Annotated in this window: 15 protein-coding genes; 6 read left to right on the top strand and 9 right to left on the bottom strand. The window is 66.1% G+C overall.

The genetic code is table 11. The annotated features are described in order from the left end of the window. Positions 1-130: 130 nt before the first annotated feature. Positions 131-424 (top strand): HPr family phosphocarrier protein, encoded by a 294-nt coding sequence (locus ACZ9CK_RS09065; protein ID WP_426297683.1) that lies wholly within the window; start codon positions 131-133, stop codon positions 422-424. A 103-nt stretch (positions 425-527) separates the two neighbouring features. Here ACZ9CK_RS09065 and ACZ9CK_RS09070 read toward each other — a convergent pair whose 3' ends face one another. From ACZ9CK_RS09070 to ACZ9CK_RS09090, 5 genes are all read right to left on the bottom strand, one after another. Next, entirely contained in the window at positions 528-929 is a 402-nt protein-coding gene (locus ACZ9CK_RS09070) for a cytochrome c oxidase subunit 4 (RefSeq protein ID WP_115790613.1), read from the bottom strand. Next, positions 926-2,647, bottom strand: a complete 1,722-nt coding sequence (ctaD, locus tag ACZ9CK_RS09075; RefSeq protein WP_426297686.1) for an aa3-type cytochrome oxidase subunit I — start codon at positions 2,645-2,647, stop codon at positions 926-928. Before ctaD ends, ACZ9CK_RS09070 begins: the two co-directional genes overlap by 4 nt. 10 nt (positions 2,648-2,657) lie before the next feature. After that, positions 2,658-3,530, bottom strand: coding sequence for an aa3-type cytochrome oxidase subunit II (ctaC, locus tag ACZ9CK_RS09080; protein WP_426297688.1), 873 nt, complete (start codon positions 3,528-3,530; stop codon positions 2,658-2,660). Positions 3,531-3,712: 182 nt separating this feature from the next. Then, entirely contained in the window at positions 3,713-4,090 is a 378-nt protein-coding gene (locus ACZ9CK_RS09085) for a HesB/IscA family protein (RefSeq protein ID WP_426297690.1), read from the bottom strand. A gap of 154 nt (positions 4,091-4,244) precedes the next feature. Continuing rightward, positions 4,245-5,675 (bottom strand): M20/M25/M40 family metallo-hydrolase, encoded by a 1,431-nt coding sequence (locus ACZ9CK_RS09090; RefSeq protein WP_476049794.1) that lies wholly within the window; start codon positions 5,673-5,675, stop codon positions 4,245-4,247. Between the two features lie 107 nt (positions 5,676-5,782). On the opposite strand from ACZ9CK_RS09090, the gene ACZ9CK_RS09095 reads away from it, so the two are divergent. Continuing rightward, on the top strand, positions 5,783-6,376 hold the full coding sequence (locus tag ACZ9CK_RS09095) for a DUF3043 domain-containing protein (protein ID WP_426297694.1): 594 nt from the start codon (positions 5,783-5,785) through the stop codon (positions 6,374-6,376). 67 nt (positions 6,377-6,443) lie between these two features. Here ACZ9CK_RS09095 and ACZ9CK_RS09100 read toward each other — a convergent pair whose 3' ends face one another. Continuing rightward, positions 6,444-7,511: a quinone-dependent dihydroorotate dehydrogenase gene (locus tag ACZ9CK_RS09100; protein ID WP_476049795.1), complete on the bottom strand. Its 1,068-nt coding sequence runs from the start codon at positions 7,509-7,511 to the stop codon at positions 6,444-6,446. 69 nt (positions 7,512-7,580) lie between these two features. Here ACZ9CK_RS09100 and ACZ9CK_RS09105 point away from each other — a divergent pair, with 69 nt between their 5' ends. From ACZ9CK_RS09105 to ACZ9CK_RS09115, 3 genes are read left to right on the top strand one after another with little or no spacing between them, the layout of a single operon-like run. Further along, a complete protein-coding gene (locus ACZ9CK_RS09105; protein ID WP_476049796.1) occupies positions 7,581-9,263 on the top strand; it encodes an FAD-binding dehydrogenase in 1,683 nt (560 codons plus the stop codon). Positions 9,264-9,272: 9 nt separating this feature from the next. Continuing rightward, complete coding sequence (locus ACZ9CK_RS09110) at positions 9,273-10,295, top strand: alpha/beta hydrolase (protein ID WP_476049797.1); 1,023 nt, start codon at positions 9,273-9,275, stop codon at positions 10,293-10,295. Next, the gene (locus ACZ9CK_RS09115; RefSeq protein ID WP_476049798.1) at positions 10,292-11,365 is read left to right on the top strand and encodes an alpha/beta hydrolase; all 1,074 of its coding nucleotides are present in this window, start codon (positions 10,292-10,294) and stop codon (positions 11,363-11,365) included. Before ACZ9CK_RS09110 ends, ACZ9CK_RS09115 begins: the two co-directional genes overlap by 4 nt. A 29-nt stretch (positions 11,366-11,394) precedes the next feature. Here the strand turns inward: ACZ9CK_RS09115 and ACZ9CK_RS09120 are convergent, their stop codons facing one another. The 3 genes from ACZ9CK_RS09120 to leuA all read right to left on the bottom strand — a co-directional run bounded on the left by ACZ9CK_RS09120 (position 11,395) and on the right by leuA (position 14,807). After that, on the bottom strand, positions 11,395-12,213 hold the full coding sequence (locus tag ACZ9CK_RS09120) for an isoprenyl transferase (RefSeq protein WP_426297704.1): 819 nt from the start codon (positions 12,211-12,213) through the stop codon (positions 11,395-11,397). Between the two features lie 2 nt (positions 12,214-12,215). Beyond that, on the bottom strand, positions 12,216-12,968 hold the full coding sequence (gene recO / locus ACZ9CK_RS09125) for a DNA repair protein RecO (RefSeq protein ID WP_426297706.1): 753 nt from the start codon (positions 12,966-12,968) through the stop codon (positions 12,216-12,218). A gap of 99 nt (positions 12,969-13,067) precedes the next feature. Beyond that, the gene (gene leuA, locus ACZ9CK_RS09130; RefSeq protein WP_426297708.1) at positions 13,068-14,807 is read right to left on the bottom strand and encodes a 2-isopropylmalate synthase; all 1,740 of its coding nucleotides are present in this window, start codon (positions 14,805-14,807) and stop codon (positions 13,068-13,070) included. A gap of 246 nt (positions 14,808-15,053) precedes the next feature. Here leuA and ACZ9CK_RS09135 point away from each other — a divergent pair, with 246 nt between their 5' ends. Then, complete coding sequence (locus ACZ9CK_RS09135) at positions 15,054-17,006, top strand: M13 family metallopeptidase (RefSeq protein ID WP_476049799.1); 1,953 nt, start codon at positions 15,054-15,056, stop codon at positions 17,004-17,006. The last annotated feature ends 57 nt before the right edge of the window (positions 17,007-17,063 follow it).

Genomic DNA, 17,063 nt, shown 5'->3' on the forward strand with positions numbered 1-17,063 from the left:
CATAGGACAAGCGTAGGCGAATCCCGTGCGGCCCGCGCTCTGCCGGACCTCGGGAGCAACACCACTGCGTTAGGCTTTTAAGGATCATTTTCACCGGGCGGGACTGTTCCGCCAGAGCAAAGGAGCCGGTTTGCCCGAGCACAAAGCCACTGTCGCCGCGGAGATCGGCCTTCACGCACGCGCGGCGGCCGTATTTGTCCGGGCGGTGACGGCCACAGGCCTGCCGGTAACCATCCGCAAACCCGGACACCCCGCCGTCGACGCCCGCTCACTGCTGGAAGTCATGACCGAGGACTTCGCGCACGGCTGCGAAGTCCTCCTGAACGTCACTGCGGACGCCGTACCCGCCGGAAAGACCCTGGGCGAGGTGGATGATGCCTTGGCAGCCCTCGCGGCGCTTCTGGAGGCCCCTGACGCCCGCTAAGCGGGCGGTTTCCTCCCAGCCCCGTTCCGGCCGGCAGCTTTGCGATTAAACAACGACGGCGGGCCCCACCTTGAAGGTGGGGCCCGCCGTCGTTTGTGTACTGCTAGTGGGCGTGGTCGCCGCGGCTGTATTCGAAGACCCAGCCGACCAGGGCCACGAGGGCCAGGCCAGCGGCTACGAACACGATCCAGAAGCCGACCGCGAGACCGAGGAAGCCACCGGCGCAGGCCAGGCCGAGGACCAGGGGCCACCAGCTCCACGGGCTGAAGTGACCCTGTTCGCCGGCACCCTCGTGGATCTCGGCGTCGGGACGGTCCTCGGGACGCAGGCCAATGCGCTTACCGGTGAAGCCAAGGTAGGCACCGATCATGCCAGCGAGGCCGCCGACCAGGAGGATGCCCAGGATGCCGACCCACTCGGACCAGTGGGTCAGGAAGCCGTAGGCGAGCGAGACCGGGACGAAGAAGAAGACTCCGGCTCCGAAGAGCCACGATTCGATTTTCACTTACGGATGTCCTTCTGATCAGCGTTGCCCAGCAGGTCTGCTGCGGGTTCCGGGGACTGGACGGTGTGGGCCTGCGACAGCTCGGGGTGGTGCAGGTCGAGTGCCGGCCGCTCCGAGCGGATGCGCGGGAGCGAGGTGAAGTTGTGGCGCGGCGGCGGGCAGGAAGTTGCCCACTCGAGCGAGGCACCGAAGCCCCACGGATCGTCCACTTCAACCTTCTTGTTGCTGCGCCAGGTGATGTATACGTTCCAGAAGAACGGCAGCAGGGAGGCGCCCAGGACGAACGAGGAGATCGTGGAGAACTGGTTCATCCAGGTGAAGTTGTCTTCCACCAGGTAGTCGGCGTAACGGCGGGGCATGCCCTCGACGCCGAGCCAGTGCTGGATCAGGAAGGTGCCGTGGAAGCCCAGGAACAGGAGCCAGAAGTGGATCTTGCCGAGGCGTTCGTTGAGCATCTTGCCGGTCCACTTGGGCCACCAGAAGTAGAAGCCTGCGAACATCGCGAACACCACGGTGCCGAACACCACGTAGTGGAAGTGTGCGACCACGAAGTAGGAGTCGGAGACGTGGAAGTCCAGCGGCGGGGAGGACAGGATGATGCCGGTCAGGCCGCCGAAGAGGAAGGTCACCAGGAAGCCGATGCTCCACAGCATGGGGGTTTCGAAGGTGATGGAACCCTGCCAGAGGGTACCGATCCAGTTGAAGAACTTCACACCCGTGGGGACTGCGATCAGCATGGTCATGAAGGCGAAGAACGGCAGCAGGACCGAACCGGTCACGTACATGTGGTGGGCCCACACGGTCACGGACAGGGCAGCGATGGCGATGGTCGCGTAGACCAGGCCCTTGTAGCCGAAGATCGGCTTGCGGCTGAAGACCGGGAAGATCTCCGAGACGATGCCGAAGAACGGCAGCGCGATGATGTACACCTCGGGGTGGCCGAAGAACCAGAACAGGTGCTGCCAGAGGACGGCACCGCCGTTTTCGGGATCGAAGATGTGCGCACCGAAGCGGCGGTCGGCACCCAGTGCGAACAGCGCTGCTGCCAGGGGCGGGAACGCCATCAGGACCAGGATGGCCGTGACGAGGGTGTTCCAGGTGAAGATCGGCATGCGCCACATGGTCATGCCCGGGGCACGCATGCAGATGATCGTGGTGATGAAGTTGACCGCGCCGAGGATGGTGCCGAAGCCGGACAGGGCCAGGCCGAAGACCCACAGGTCACCGCCGACGCCCGGGGTGAACGTGGTGTTCGAGAGCGGGGCGTAGGCGAACCAGCCGAAGGAGGCAGCACCCTGGGGGGTGATGAAACCGGAGACGGCGATGGTGGATCCGAAGAGGAAGAACCAGAAGGCCAGGGCGTTCAGTCGCGGGAAGGCGACGTCCGGGGCGCCGATCTGGAGCGGCATGATGACGTTCGCGAAGCCTGCGAAGAGCGGCGTAGCGAACATCAGGAGCATCACCGTGCCGTGCATGGTGAAGAGCTGGTTGTACTGCTCCTTCGTCTGCAGGATCTGCATGCCCGGTTCGAAAAGCTCGGCCCGGATGAGCAGCGCCATAACGCCGCCGAGGCAGAAGAACACGAAGGACGCGATCAGGTACATGTACCCGATGGTCTTGTGGTCGGTGGAAGTGATCCAGTTGACGACGATGCGCCCCTTGGATTTCGGTACGACCGGAGCCTCAAGGACCCCGGCGGATTGAGTGTAAGTAGCCACGGCGCTTCCCTTAGTTCTTCTCGTTCAGGTTCGGGTTGCGGTCGTACTTCGAATCGAGGAGACCCGTGTTGCCGCTCTGGCGAAGCTGTTCCATGTGTGCCTGGAATTCAGCTTCGGAAACGACCTTCACACGGAACAGCATCTCGGAGTGGTATTCACCGCAGAGTTCGGCGCACTTGCCGTCGTAGGTGCCCTCCTTGGTGGGGGTCAACCTGATGTAGTTGGTCTTGCCCGGGATCATATCGCGCTTCTGCAGGAAGGCGGGGACCCAGAAGGAGTGGATGACGTCGCGGGAGTTCAGCTCCAGATCGACCGACTTGCCGACCGGCAGGTACAGAGTGGGCAGCTTGTCCTTGTCGATGGTGTTGCCCGTCAGGTGCGCCTGGACGCCGGCTTCGTGCAGGTCTTCGCTGACCACGGAGCCCTTCTTGTAATTGAAGTCCCAGGCCCACTGCTTGCCACGGACGTCAACGACGACGTCGGCGGGCTTGGAGCGGTCATCAATGGCCTGCTGGTCACGGTCGGTGAAGTAGAAGAACACCAGGACCATGAACAACGGGATCGCCAGGTAGAAGACCTCCAGCGGGAGGTTGTAGCTGAGCTGACGCGGGAACCCGACGGTGCCCTTGCGGCGGCGGTAGGCGATGATGCACCAGACCAGGAGGCCCCAGGTGATGATGCCGACCGCGAGGGCCGCGATCCATGAGTTGACCCAGAGGTCCATGATGCGATCGGTGTGGTTGGTGGTGCCCCGTTCAGTGGGGAGCCAACCCTTCTCAACCTCTGACGAACATCCGGTCAAAACCAACGCGCCGGCTAGTGCCAAGCCAGTGATCGTAGTGATCTTTGTGCGTCGGCTGCCGGTTCGGTTCTGCGAACTCACAGACGGCCCTTCCTCTTGTTGCTGCAGCCCGGCAGGCCAAAGGCACGCCGGGCACACTAAGTTTTACTACCCGATGTAGAGCTTACCGCTATGCAGGGGTTTTCGCTGACACGCCGCGGCAGTGCGTCGGAACAACCGTGAAGCTGTCCGCCGCACCGCACCACGGCCGGCTGTTTCCCTGCTTAGTGGAATGAATCGCCGCAGGCGCAGGAGCCGCCCGCGTTGGGGTTGTCGATCGTGAAGCCCTGCTTCGAGATGGTGTCTTCGAAGTCGATGCTGGCGCCATCCAGGTACGGCACGCTCATCTTGTCCACGACGACCTCAACGCCCTCGTAGTCACGGACGGCGTCGCCGTCGAGCAGTCGCTCATCGAAATAAAGCTGGTAGATCAGGCCGGAGCAGCCGCCCGGCTGTACGGCCACGCGCAGGCGCAGGTCGGTGCGGCCTTCCTGCTCAAGGAGGCTCCGGACCTTGCCGGCGGCGACGTCGGTGAGATTCACGCCGTGCACAGGCAGTTCCCCGCTGGTAGCGGTGCTGTTTTCGTTTGTTGCGGTGCTCATTGGCCTACCTAACTATGACGCTTGCGGCATGCAGTGCCTGCGCACTGCGTGCCCTTACCCACTTGCTTACGGGTTACAGCTCAATGCTACGTCGCACGGACGCATAGCTATAACTTCAACCGTAACCAGCGGGCAGCTTCCCTTGTTCCCGCGCCTACGCCAGTCCTGAGGAATCCAGCTGTGCAAGCATGAGCGCCTCCGCCAGGACGGCGCGCCGGAAATCCCCGATGTGCAGGGATTCGTTGGCGCTGTGGGCGCGGGAGTCCGGATCCTCGACGCCTGTGACGAGGATCTGCACCTCCGGGTACACCTCCGTCAGGTCCGCAATGAACGGGATGGAACCCCCGATGCCCATCTCCACGGCCGGGACACCCCAGGCCTCTCCCAATGCCCACATGGCAATCCGGGCGGATGGCGAGGCGGTGTCGGTAGCGAAGGCATTGCCCCGCTCCCCCGGCGTGAACGCCAGCCGCGCACCGAAGGGAATATTGTCCTTAAGGTGCTTTTCCACGGCCGCCATAGCGGCCGCCGGGTCCTGGCCCGGCGCCAGGCGAAGGCTGAACTTCGCCCGGGCGGAGGGAATCAGGGTGTTGGACGCGACGTCGACGGCGGGCGCGTCGATGCCGATGATCGACAACGCCGGCTTGGTCCAGAGCCGCGAAGCGATGCTTCCGCTCCCGGCCAGGCTGACGCCGTCGAGCACGGAGGCATCGGCGCGGAACTGGGCCTCGTCGAGGTCCACCGCCACCTCGTCCTTGGCGAGCAGCCCGGGAACCGCCACGTTCCCGGCGTCGTCATGCAAGGTGGCAATCAAACGGGAAAGAACGGTGGGCGCATCCAGTACGGGCCCGCCGAACATCCCCGAATGCACGGCGTGGTCCAGCACGCGCACTTCGAAGGTCCCGTCCACCAGACCGCGCAGGCTGGTGGTCAGGGCCGGCACGCCGACCTTCCAGTTGCTCGAGTCGGCCACCACGATCACGTCGGCACGGAGGAGTTCCCGGTGCGTCTCCAGAAAAGTGCGGAAGGTCGGCGATCCTGCCTCCTCCTCCCCCTCGAAGAAGAGCGTGACTCCCAGGCCAAAACGGTCGCCAAGGACCTCGCTGACTGCCGAGAACGCGGCAAGATGGGCCATGATCCCGGCTTTGTCGTCAGCGGCACCACGGCCGTAGAGACGGCCGTCGCGCTCCTCGGCGATGAACGGCTCCGAGTCCCACAGCGCGCGCTCCCCCGGCGGCTGGACGTCATGGTGGGCGTAGAGGAGGATGGTCGCCTTGCCGGGTGCGGCCGGGCGCCGGGCGACGACGGCGGGTCCCCCGGCGCTGCCGTCCTCCTTGTTGCAGCACAGGATCTGCACGTCGCTGAAGCCCGATTCGCGGACCAGGCCGGCGACGGTTTCCGCGCTTCGGTCAAGTTCCGCGGGATCGAAACTGCTCCAGGCGATCCCGGGAACCGCGACGAGCGTTTTGAGCCGCGCCAGGGTCAGGTCGAAGGAGGCGTCGACGGCGGCCTTCAGGGCGGCGGCGTCAACGGTGCCGGGGGTCCCGGGGTGGTTCTGCGGGGTCTCCGCATGAGTGGAAGTCATGGCCAAAACACTACCGCCGGGTACGTTCCGCCGGAACCAGCCTGCCTCCCCCGTGCCCACGCGGCGCAGTGTCGCCCGGGTCACGCCGCGACGGGTATTCTGTATTGGTGTTTGGACGTAAAAAGGAAGAGCCCAGCGCTCAGGACTCAATAGACCAGCTTGCCGCCGACGCCGCGGCAAAGGGCCCCGGCAAGGGTGCCCCCACACCCAAGCGCAAGGACCAGGAAGCGGCGCGCAAGCGGCCCTTGGTTCCCAGCGACCGGAAGGCCTCGAAGGAAGCCGAACGGGTTGCCATCCAGGACCAGCGCCAGAAGATGCGCCAGGCCCTGGACACCGGCGACGAGCGCTTCCTGCCGCTTCGCGACAAGGGCCCGCAGAAGCGCTTCACCCGGGATTTCGTGGATGCCCGGTTCAATCTCGGCGAGTACCTGATGTTCGGCGCCCTCGCCTTCGTGGTGGTTTCCTTCCTGATCCCGCAGTCCAGCGACGCCCTGACCTATGTCCTGATCGGCTTCTGGGTGATGTTCCTCGCCGTGTTCGTGGACGTCTTCATTCTTTCCCGCAAGCTCCGCAAGGCACTGGCACAGAAGTTCGGCGAGGTTGAACGCGGCACCGTCTGGTACGGAAGCATGCGCTCCCTGCAGTTCCGGAAGCTGCGCCTTCCCAAACCGCTGGTCGGCCGCGGCGACTACCCTTCGTAGGACCCCGCATGCAGAAGGACCCCGGACAAACTGTTCCGGGGTCCTTCTGCATTTGCGGTGCCGCCGCCTAGCGGCGGTTCTTGGCCAGGCCCTTGTTGATCCGCGCGGCCCAGAAGGGTCCTTCGTAGAGGAAAGCGGTGTAGCCCTGGACGAGGGTGGCACCTGCGTCCAGCCGTTCCTGGACATCGCTTGCGGTCTCCACGCCGCCCACGGCAATCAGTACCAGCTTGTCCCCGACGGCGGCCTTCAGCCGCTTGAGCACCCCCAGTGAGCGCTGCTTCAGCGGCGCACCGGAGAGCCCGCCTGCACCGGCCGCTTCCACCTTGGCGGGATCCGAAGTCAGACCGTCGCGGCCGATGGTGGTGTTGGTGGCGATGATCCCGTCCAGGCCAAGGTCCAGTGCCAGGCGGGCGACGTCGTCGATGTCCTCGTCGCTGAGGTCAGGGGCGATCTTGACCAGCAGCGGAACATGGCGGCCGGCTGCCTGGTCCGCAGCCTCCCCCACGGCAGACAGCAACGGACGCAGGGTGTCGACGTTCTGCAGCAGCCGCAGTCCGGGCGTGTTCGGCGAACTGACGTTCACCACGAGGTAATCCGCAGCGGGAGCAAGGCTGCGCGCACTGACCAGGTAGTCCTCCACCGCGTCTTCCAGCTCCACCACCTTGGTCTTGCCGATGTTGACGCCGATGACGGGCCGGACACCGGCGTGCGCCTTCTGCAGGCCGGCCCGGGCAGCCTTGAGGCGTGGCGCCACCGCCGAAGCGCCATCGTTGTTGAAACCCATGCGGTTGATGACGGCGCGGTCCTCGACAAGTCGGAACAGGCGGGGCTTTTCGTTGCCCGGCTGGGCCTGGCCGGTGATGGTGCCCACCTCGACGTGGCCGAAGCCCAGTTCACTCAGGGCCTCGATGCCGTGACCCTCTTTGTCGAAACCGGCGGCCAGGCCGAACGGCGACGGGAAGGTCAGTCCGAGGGCCTCGGTCCGGAGCGAAGCTTGCGGGGCGGTCAGCCTGCCCAGGATCCGTCCGGCTCCGCAGGAATGGGCCAGCCTGATTGCACGGAAACCGATCTTGTGGGCCTTTTCGGCATCCATCCAGGAGAAGGCCAACTTGAAGAATGTGGGGTAGACACGCATACCCCCTAGTTTTCCGTCTTCCGCGCCGCGCACCAAACCGGGATCGTTACCCGGGAGTAGCATGTTGCCATGTCGGCGAACAGCGGAAACCGCGCCCCGGGCCACAGCGTGATCGAGAGCGATGTCCTGGTGGTCGGCGCCGGACTTTCCGGCCTGGTGGCGGCCTCGATGGCATACTCCGCAGGACGCCGGGTCGCCGTTATCGACCAGGAGCCCGAAGCCTCCCTGGGCGGCCAGTCACACTGGTCCTTCGGCGGCCTCTTCCTGGTGGACAGCCCGGAGCAGCGGCGCCTCGGTGTGCGGGACTCCGCGGATCTCGCCCTGGGCGACTGGCTTGCCTCGGCCGCGTTCGACCGGCCGGAGGACCTGTGGGCGCGCCGCTGGGCAGAGGCCTATGTCCACTTCGCCGCCGGCGAGAAACGGCATTGGCTGCACGCCCTCGGAGTGAAGCTGTTCCCGCTGGTGCAATGGGCCGAGCGCGGCGGACACGGGCCCGCCGGCCATGGCAATTCCGTGCCCCGCTTCCATGTCGTGTGGGGAACCGGTCCTGGCCTGCTGGAACCGTTCCTCGCCAAGATTGCCGAAGGCGTTGCCGAGGGCCGGATCAGTCTGCGGTTCCGGCACCGGGCCGTCGCGTTGACGACGGCGGCCGGCCGGGTCAGCGGGGTGACCGGCGACATCCTGCAGGACTCCGGCGCTGGCCGCGGCGTCGCTTCGTCCAGAACCGCCGTCGGAAGCTTCGAGGCCACCGCGGGCGCGGTGATCGTGGCCAGCGGCGGAATCGGCGGCAACCACGCAATGGTCAGGAGCCTGTGGCCGGGAGGAGCGGCACCAGGGCGGCTGCTCAGCGGTGTCCCAGCCTCGGTGGACGGGGAGTTCCTCAGCGCCGCAAAGGATTCCGGGGCAGTCCTCATCAACGGCGACCGTATGTGGCATTACCCGGAAGGCGTCCACAACCACTCCCCCGTATGGCCACGGCACGGCATCCGCATCCTTCCCGGGCCGTCCTCGTTATGGCTCGACGCCACCGGCCGGCAATTGCCGCCACCGCTTTTCCCCGGTTTCGATTCGCAGGGCGCCCTCCGGCACATCGTCGGCACAGGGCACGACTATTCCTGGTTCGTCTGCAACCGGACCATCGCCCTGAAGGAGTTCGCACTGTCCGGTTCGGAGCAGAACCCGGACCTCAGCAACCGGGACCTGCGGCTCCTGGCCGCCAGGCTCCGGAAGGACGCCCCGACGCCGTTGAGCACCTTCCTGGAGCGGGGCGTCGACTTCCTGCAGGCAGCCACACCACGGGAACTCTCGGACCGGATGAACTCACTGACCGGCAACTCGCTGATCGACCCCGCTGCGCTGGAATCCCTCATCAGGCAACGGGACCAACAGCTCTCCACCGGGCTGGGCAAGGACCTCCAGCTGGCTGCAATCCGGGCGGCCAGGCGGTTCGCCAGCGACAGGCTGATGCGGGTCGCCCCGCCACACCGTCTTGAGGACCCCGCCCACGGCCCCCTCGTGGCCGTCCGCCTGTCCGTCCTGACCCGGAAGAGCCTCGGCGGCCTCCAGACCGACCTGCAGTCCCGCGTACTGGACGGCAGCGGGTCCGCGCTGCCAGGACTCTTCGCGGCGGGGGAAGCCGCAGGCTTCGGGGGCGGCGGTATCCACGGATACCGGGCCCTGGAAGGGACATTCCTTGGCGGCTGCCTGTTTTCCGGGCGCGCAGCCGGGCTCGAAGCGGCAGCTTCTGTCTAAGCTGGTCCCGTGGAGTGGCAGACCGACATTCTTGGCACCGACTTCGAAAGCTGCGGCTTTGAGGCCCGCGGCATCGACGGGGTGCCCAGGCGCGCGACGCTGGTGCGCCATGTCCCCGGCTCCGCGCAACGCCCGGCGGTCAACGGCGCAGTGCTGTTCCTGCACGGGTGGAGCGACTACTTCTTCAATGTGGCGCTGGCCGAGTTCTGGACGCAGCAGGGATTCCGCTTCTACGCGCTGGACATGCACAACCACGGCCGGAACCTGCGCGAGGACAGCACGGGCGGCTACGTGGCTCACCTGGACGACTACGACGCCGAGATAGGCACGGCGATCGGCATGATCCGGTCCGGCGGAGCGGGCAACGGGGTGCCGGAGCCCTTGACCCTGATGGGCCATTCGACCGGCGGGCTGGTGGCCGCACTCTGGGTCAGCCGGCACCCGGGAATGGTGCAGTTCCTGGTCCTCAACAGCCCCTGGCTGGAGATGCACGGAAGCTCGCTCGTCCGCAGGGCCGCGCAGCTTATGGTCAAGCCTGTGGCCCGGATCCGCCCGCTGACCGTACTTCGACTGCCCGAGCGCGGTTTCTACTACCGCAGCATCAGCAGCAGCGCCGAGGGTGAATGGGCCCTCGACGAGAAATACCGGCCGCCCCTGGCGTTTCCCCTGCGGGCGGGCTGGCTGAGTGCCGTGCTCAGCGGGCACACCCGGGTGGCCCGTGGCTTGGACATCGACATCCCCATCCTGGTCCTGCTCTCGGGGGCCAGCGCCAACGGAATGATCTGGAGGGAATCAATGCGTCATTCGGACGCCGTGCTCGACGTGAACATCATGGCCCTGAGGGCCATGACATTGGGCCGGAGCGTCACCTTGGAACGGGTTGACGGCGGCCTGCACGACGTCTTCCTGTCGGCCTCGCCTGTGCGCGACGACGCCTACGCACGGCTGGCGCGCTGGATCCGCGGCTTCATCACGGACCGCGGAAACACCTCGGCCACTGACGCCGCTTCGGACGAGGGCGGCCAAGAGTGACCACGCCAGGCATACGGCAGCAGTGGCAAGCGGACTTCCTCGGCGCTCATTTCGAAGCCTTGGAGCTGGAACTGGCGCCCGATGAAGAAGGCCCGGTCTGTGCCACGCTCGTGAGGTACACGGTCCCTCCGCCCGAGACCGTGCGACCCCGCCGGCTCCGGGACGCCTTCACCGAACTCACCCGCCACGCGATCCGCCGGGAATCCCCCCGCCAGGACAAGGCTCCCCGGGTGGTGCTGTACGTGCATGGCTGGGCGGACTACTTCCTCCAGGACGAACTGGCCGAAAGCCTGGCCGGATCGGGCTTCCACTTCTACGCGATCGATCTGCGGAAGTTCGGGCGCAGCCTGCGCAGATGGCAGACCCCCGGCTACATCACCGACCTCGCAGTCTATGACGAAGACCTCGACGCCGCCCTTGCCGCCATCGACGCCGACGTTGCCAGGCGCACCGGAACCACGGCCCCGCCCACCGTGCACCTGATCGCGCACTCCTTGGGCGGGCTCATCGCCACCCTGTGGGCGGACCGGCACCCCGGGCGGCTCGCAACCCTGGTCCTCAACTCGCCTTGGCTTGAACTCCAGGGAAGCAGCCTCATCCGCAGCATTGCGATGCACCTCGTGGAACCGTTTGCACGGACCGACCCCAAGCGGGCGTTCCGGCTTCCCGAGATGCCCGCCTACTGGGAAAGCGTCAGCAGCCTGGCTCACGGCGAATGGAACCTGGACCCACAGTGGCGCCCGCGCGCTTCCTTCCCGGTGCGCGCCGGATGGAGCAAGGCGGTCCTTGCCGGTCACGCCGCCGTCGAACGCAAGCTCGACATCGACGCGCCCGTGCTGGTGATGCTGTCCGGCCGCACCCGGATCCAGGGTGAATGGAGCGCCGAGCTGATGCGGGTAGATGCCGTGATCGACGTCGAGGAGACCGCACGGCGCGCTCTGGGCCTCGGCCGCCGGACGGCGGTCTTCCGGTATCCGGGTGCGCTGCACGACGTGTTCCTGTCCCGCCGGATCGTCCGCCAGCAGGCATACCGCGACGTTGCGATCTGGCTCGAGTCCTACCCCGGCTGAGGATTCAGCACGCCCAGGTTAATAAACTCTCAGGCCTGCCCTGCGGCGTCCACCGCGCCGCCGTAGCGGCGGTCACGTTTGGCGAAGATCTCGACTGCGTCCCACAGGGTCCGCCGGTCGACATCGGGCCAGAGCGTGTCCATGAAGACGAACTCGGCGTAGGCAGACTGCCAGAGCAGGAAGTTGGAGAGCCGCTGTTCGCCGGAACTGCGCAGGAACAGGTCCACGTCCGGCAGGTCCGGTTCGTCCAGGTACTTCTGGATGGTCTTCTCCGACACCGACGACGCCTTTAGCCTGCCGTCTGCCACGTCCCGGGCGATGGCCGCGACGGCATCGGCGATCTCAGCCCGGCCGCCGTAGTTAACACACATGGTCAACGTGCAGGTGTCGTTGTTCCGGGTGTATGCCTCGGCCTCTTCGAGCTCCTTAATCACCGAGCCCCAGAGCCGGGGCCTGCGTCCGGCCCAGCGGATCCGGACCCCCCAGTCATCCAGCTGGTTGCGCTGGCGTCGCAGCACATCCTTGTTAAATCCCATCAGGAAGCGGACTTCTTCCGGGGACCGGCGCCAGTTCTCGGTGGAGAAGGCGTAGACACTGACGTACTTGATGCCCAGTTCGATCGCGCCGGCCATAACGTCGAGCAGGGCGGGTTCGCCGGCCTTGTGGCCCTCGATCCGGGGCAAACCGCGACGGTTGGCCCAGCGCCCGTTGCCGTCCATCACGATCGCCACATGCTGAGGCACGAGTTCAGCGGGAATGGCCGGCGGAACCGCACCGGAAGGGTGCGGATACGGCGCCATCACCGGCTTGCTCCGGCGGGTCGGTGGGTTCTTCTTTGCCAATGCCACTATCAGCTACGCTCCACGTGTTTGAGGGATTTCAAGGACCGTTCAAGGTGCCACTGCAGGTAGCTGGCCACCAGGCCCGCTGCCTCACGGCGGTGCACGCCATCGGAGGCGTCCGCCGTCGTCCAGTCGCCGGTCAGCAGTGCGCCCAGCAGCCCCACCGTCTCCGGAGCCGGAGCCGGGGAACCGGGCGGCCTGCAGTCGCCGCAGACCATGCCGCCCAGCGGTGCCGAGAAGGCGGTGTGCGGGCCCGGGGCCCCGCAGCGGGCGCAGTCGGTGAAACTCGGCGCCCAGCCGCCCGTTGCCAGGGCGCGCAGCAAGTACGAATCGAGGATGAGTTCCGGCGCATGTGCCGAACGGCTCAGGGACGCAAGGGCGCCCACGAGGAGGTTGTACTGGGCGGTGCCGGAATCGGCGTCCGCATCGCTGAGCTTCTCCGCGGTTTCCACCATGGCGGCCGCGGCCGTGTAACTGGTGTAGTCGGAAGCGATCGCCGTGCCGTAGGCGCCCTTGGCAACGGCCTGTGTGACGACGTCGAGGGTGCGGCCTGAAACCAGCTGCAGGTCCGCGACCATGAAGGGTTCAAGCCGGGCACCGAAGCGGCTACTCGTCCGGCGCACGCCCTTGGCCACCGCCCGGACCTGGCCGTGGTGCTTCGTCAGGAGAATGATGATGCGGTCGGCTTCGCCCAGCTTGTGGGTGCGCAGCACCACGGCGTCGTCCCGGTAGGACCGGGCTGCAAAGGATGGGTTGACCACAGTTAATCTTCGCACCACGCCGGGCGCCATGGCGTCCGGCGGAGCCGCGCGGCGGAAGGATGTTCCGCCGCGCGGCCGCTTGGCAAGCGCGGACCGCTGCTAGGCGCGGACCGAGCGGACCGCCCGGTTGACGGCGGAGATGACGGCTTTCAGGGCGGCCGTGCTGGTGTTCGGATCGATGCCGACACCCCACAGGACCCGCTCGCCGACGGCACATTCGACGTAGGCTGCTGCGCTGGCGCTGCCGCCTTCGGAGAGGGCGTGCTCGCTGTAGTCCAGGACCCGCACGTCCACGCCGTCTTCGCGCAGGATGCTCAGCAGGGCCGCGATGGGGCCGTTGCCCGTGCCGGTGCGCTGGACTTCCTTGCCGTCGATCCGGAGGGCGGCGTGCAGGGTCAGTTCACCCGACTCATCCGTCTCCGTGCGGCTGGCGCCCAGCGAGTAGCGGCCCCACTGCCCTGCTTCGGTGCTGGAGGGCAGGTATTCGTCCTGGAACATGGCCCAGAGCTGTGCGCCGCTGACTTCTCCGCCCATGGTGTCCGTGCGGTGCTGGATGACTCCGGAGAATTCGATCTGCGCACGGCGCGGCAGGTCCAGGCTGTGCTCGCTCTTGAGCAGGTAGGCCACGCCGCCCTTGCCGGACTGCGAGTTCACGCGGATCACGGCTTCGTAGCTGCGGCCGAGGTCCTTGGGATCGATCGGCAGGTACGGAACCTGCCAGGTGAAGTCGTCAACGGCCTTGCCGGCGGCCGCGGCGTCCTTCTCCAGCGCTTCGAAGCCCTTCTTAATGGCGTCCTGGTGCGAACCGGAGAACGCCGTGAAGACCAGGTCGCCGCCATAGGGCGAACGCTCGGGCACGGGCAGCTGGTTGCAGTACTCCACGGTGCGGCGTACTTCGTCGATGTCAGAGAAATCGATCATGGGGTCGATGCCCTGGACGAACATGTTCAGGCCCAGCGTGACCAGGTCCACGTTGCCGGTGCGTTCGCCGTTGCCGAAGAGGCAGCCTTCGATGCGGTCGGCGCCGGCCAGATAGCCGAGTTCGGCGGCGGCGACACCGGTGCCGCGGTCGTTGTGCGGGTGCAGGGAGATGATGATGCCCTCCCGCGGGTGCAGGTTGCGGTGCATCCACTCGATCGAGTCGGCGTAAACGTTCGGGGTGGCCATTTCCACCGTGGCCGGCAGGTTGATGATGACCTGCTTGTCGGCGGAAGCCTCGAAGATATCAGCGATGGCGTTGCAGACCCGGGCCGCGTACTCGAGTTCGGTGCCGGTGAAGGACTCCGGAGAGTACTCGTAGGTGATGTGGGTGTCGGTGAGGGTTTCCTCGTATTTCTTGCACAGGCGGGCACCCTGCAGGGCGATGTCCAGGATGCCGTCTTCGTCCTGGTTGAAGACCACCCGGCGCTGCAGCACCGACGTGGAGTTGTAGAGGTGCACGATCGCCTGCTTGGCACCGACCAGAGACTCGTAGGTCCGTTCGATCAGGTGTTCACGGGCCTGGGTCAGCACCTGGATAGTGACGTCATCCGGGATGTGGCCGCCCTCGATCAGCTGGCGGACGAAGTCGAAGTCGGTCTGGGATGCCGAGGGGAAGCCGACCTCGATCTCCTTGTAGCCCATCTTCACCAGCAGCTGGAACATCTTCAGCTTGCGGGCCGGGCTCATGGGGTCGATCAGCGCCTGGTTTCCATCCCGCAGGTCCACCGCGCACCAGCGCGGAGCCTTGGTGATTACCTTGTCCGGCCAGGTGCGGTCCGGCAGTTCAACGTTGATCTGCTCCTGGAAGGACAGGTAGCGGTGGATCGGCATACCGGAGGGCTTTTGTGCGTTGTGCATGACTAAGGGCCTTTTCTTTGGATCTTGGTGGAAGATTGGCCGGGCATAGCAAACTCCGCAGCGAGGATTGGCCTAGCGATTGGTCGCTTTTGAGGCCCCGCCGCGGCAGCTAAGGAGAAGCATTCCTGCACGCACCATTTCACAGTAACACGGTGCGTATGATGACAGTGCAATACCTGAAGCAACGTCCACTATGCAGACGCGGCAACGGTGCCCTGCCGGCGGCGCGTCATCGAAGGAGCTTTCGTGCCACAGTCCGGGATCACCCTGTCCAATATCGACCAAAGCGTGCGCCCCCAGGATGACCTCTACCGGCACGTCAACGGGGCCTGGCTGAACACCACGAGAATTCCGGATGACAGGCCGCTGGAAGGAACCTTCACTTCCCTGCGGGACAACGCGGAACTGGCCGTCAAGGCGATCATCGAGGAAGCTGCCGCCAAGGGTTCCAGCGCCACGGGAATCGAGCGCAAAATCGGCGACCTCTACAACAGCTTCATGGACGAAGCCGCCGCGGAAGCCAAGGGCTTCGACCCCATCAGCGAACGCCTGGCCGAAGTCTTCGCCGTCCCCGACGCAGCGGGCCTGGTGGCACTGACCGGCCGGCTCTTCCGCTCGGATGTTTCCGGCCTGTTCTCCATCTATCCGGCGCCGGACGCCGGCAACCCGGACCGTGTGCTGCTCTACGCGGGGCAAGGAGGACTCGGCCTGCCGGATGAGTCCTACTACCGCGACGGAAAATTCGCACCCATCGTCGAGGCCTACACCGGTTACGTCGCCACCGTGTTCGGGCTGGCCGGAATTCCCGACGCCGGCGCAGCGGCTGGGCGGGTCGTGGCACTGGAGAAGGCGCTTGCGTCCCACCATTGGGACAAAGTGACGCTGCGCGATCCGCAGAAGACCTACAACCTGAAGACCATCGACGAGGCCGCTGGGCTCTTCCCCCTGCTCGCTTCCTGGTTCGACGCCGCGGGCATCGAAGGCAGCAAGTACGGGGAGCTGGTCCTGAGCACCCCGGACTTCTTCAACGGCGCGGCCGGGCTCCTCGACTCCGAGCCCCTGGCCGCCTGGCGCGAATGGCTGGCACTGCGGGTCATCAACGCCGCTGCCCCGTACCTCTCCCCGGCATTCGTTGACGCCAACTTTGCCTTCTACGGCACCACCCTGAGCGGCACCCCACAGAACAAGGAACGCTGGAAGCGGGGCGTCGCCGTCGTCGAGGCCGCGCTCGGCGAAGCGGTGGGCCAGATCTATGTGGAACGGCACTTCCCCGAAGAGCACAAGGCGAGGATGCAGACCCTTGTGGCCCGTCTGACCGAAGCCTACCGGCAGAGCATCACCGGGCTGGCTTGGATGGGCGAGGAGACCAAGGCCGAGGCGCTGAAGAAGCTCGACGCGTTCCGGCCGAAGATCGGTTTCCCGGACAAGTGGATCGACTACTCGGCCGTCGAGATCGACCCCGGGGACCTGCTGGGTAACGTCGAACGCGGACACAACGCCGACGTCGACAGGCATCTTGACGAGGTCGGCAAGCCTGTCGACCTGGACAAGTGGCTCATGACGCCGCAGACGGTGAACGCCTACTACCACCCGCTGCTCAACGAGATCGTCTTCCCCGCCGCGATCCTGCAGCCTCCGTTCTTCACGGCCGAGGCCGACGATGCGGTGAATTACGGTGGCATCGGCGCCGTCATCGGCCACGAAATCGGCCACGGCTTCGACGACCAGGGATCGCAGTTCGACGGCAGCGGCGCCCTGCGGAACTGGTGGACTGCCGAGGACCGTGAGGCCTTCGAGAAGCTGACCGCAAAGCTTGTGGCACAGTTCGATGCCCTCGCGCCGGAGGAAGCACCCGGCCACAACGTCAACGGCAAACTCACCCTGGGCGAAAACATCGGCGACCTGGGCGGCCTCGGGATCGCGTACAAGGCCTACCTGCTGAGCCTGGACGGCACTGAGGCACCGGTCCTTGACGGGCTTACCGGGCGGCAGCGATTCTTCATGTCCTGGGCGGCGGGCTGGCGCCAGGTGATCCGGCCGGAGGAGGCCATCCGCCGGGTGGCCACCGACCCCCACTCCCCCAACGAGTTCCGGACCAACGCGATCGCCAGCAACCTCTCCGAATTCCACGAGGCGTTCGGCTTGAAGGAGGGCGACGGCATGTGGCTGGCCCCGGAGGACCGCGTCAGCATCTGGTAGCCGTCACGGAATGCCGCCAGTGACGAAGGGCCGGACCACGTGGTCCGGCCCTTCGTC

Source organism: Arthrobacter sp. TE26545 (assembly GCF_056279005.1).

Bases quoted from the DNA above. Each gene is read 5' to 3' on its own strand.
- ACZ9CK_RS09085 (WP_426297690.1), bottom strand. From the start codon at position 4,090: ATGAGCACCGCAACAAACGAAAACAGCACCGCTACCAGCGGGGAACTG.
- ACZ9CK_RS09090 (WP_476049794.1), bottom strand. From the start codon at position 5,675: ATGACTTCCACTCATGCGGAGACCCCGCAGAACCACCCCGGGACCCCC.
- ACZ9CK_RS09100 (WP_476049795.1), bottom strand. From the start codon at position 7,511: ATGCGTGTCTACCCCACATTCTTCAAGTTGGCCTTCTCCTGGATGGAT.
- ACZ9CK_RS09105 (WP_476049796.1), top strand. From the start codon at position 7,581: ATGTCGGCGAACAGCGGAAACCGCGCCCCGGGCCACAGCGTGATCGAG.
- leuA (WP_426297708.1), bottom strand. From the start codon at position 14,807: ATGCACAACGCACAAAAGCCCTCCGGTATGCCGATCCACCGCTACCTG.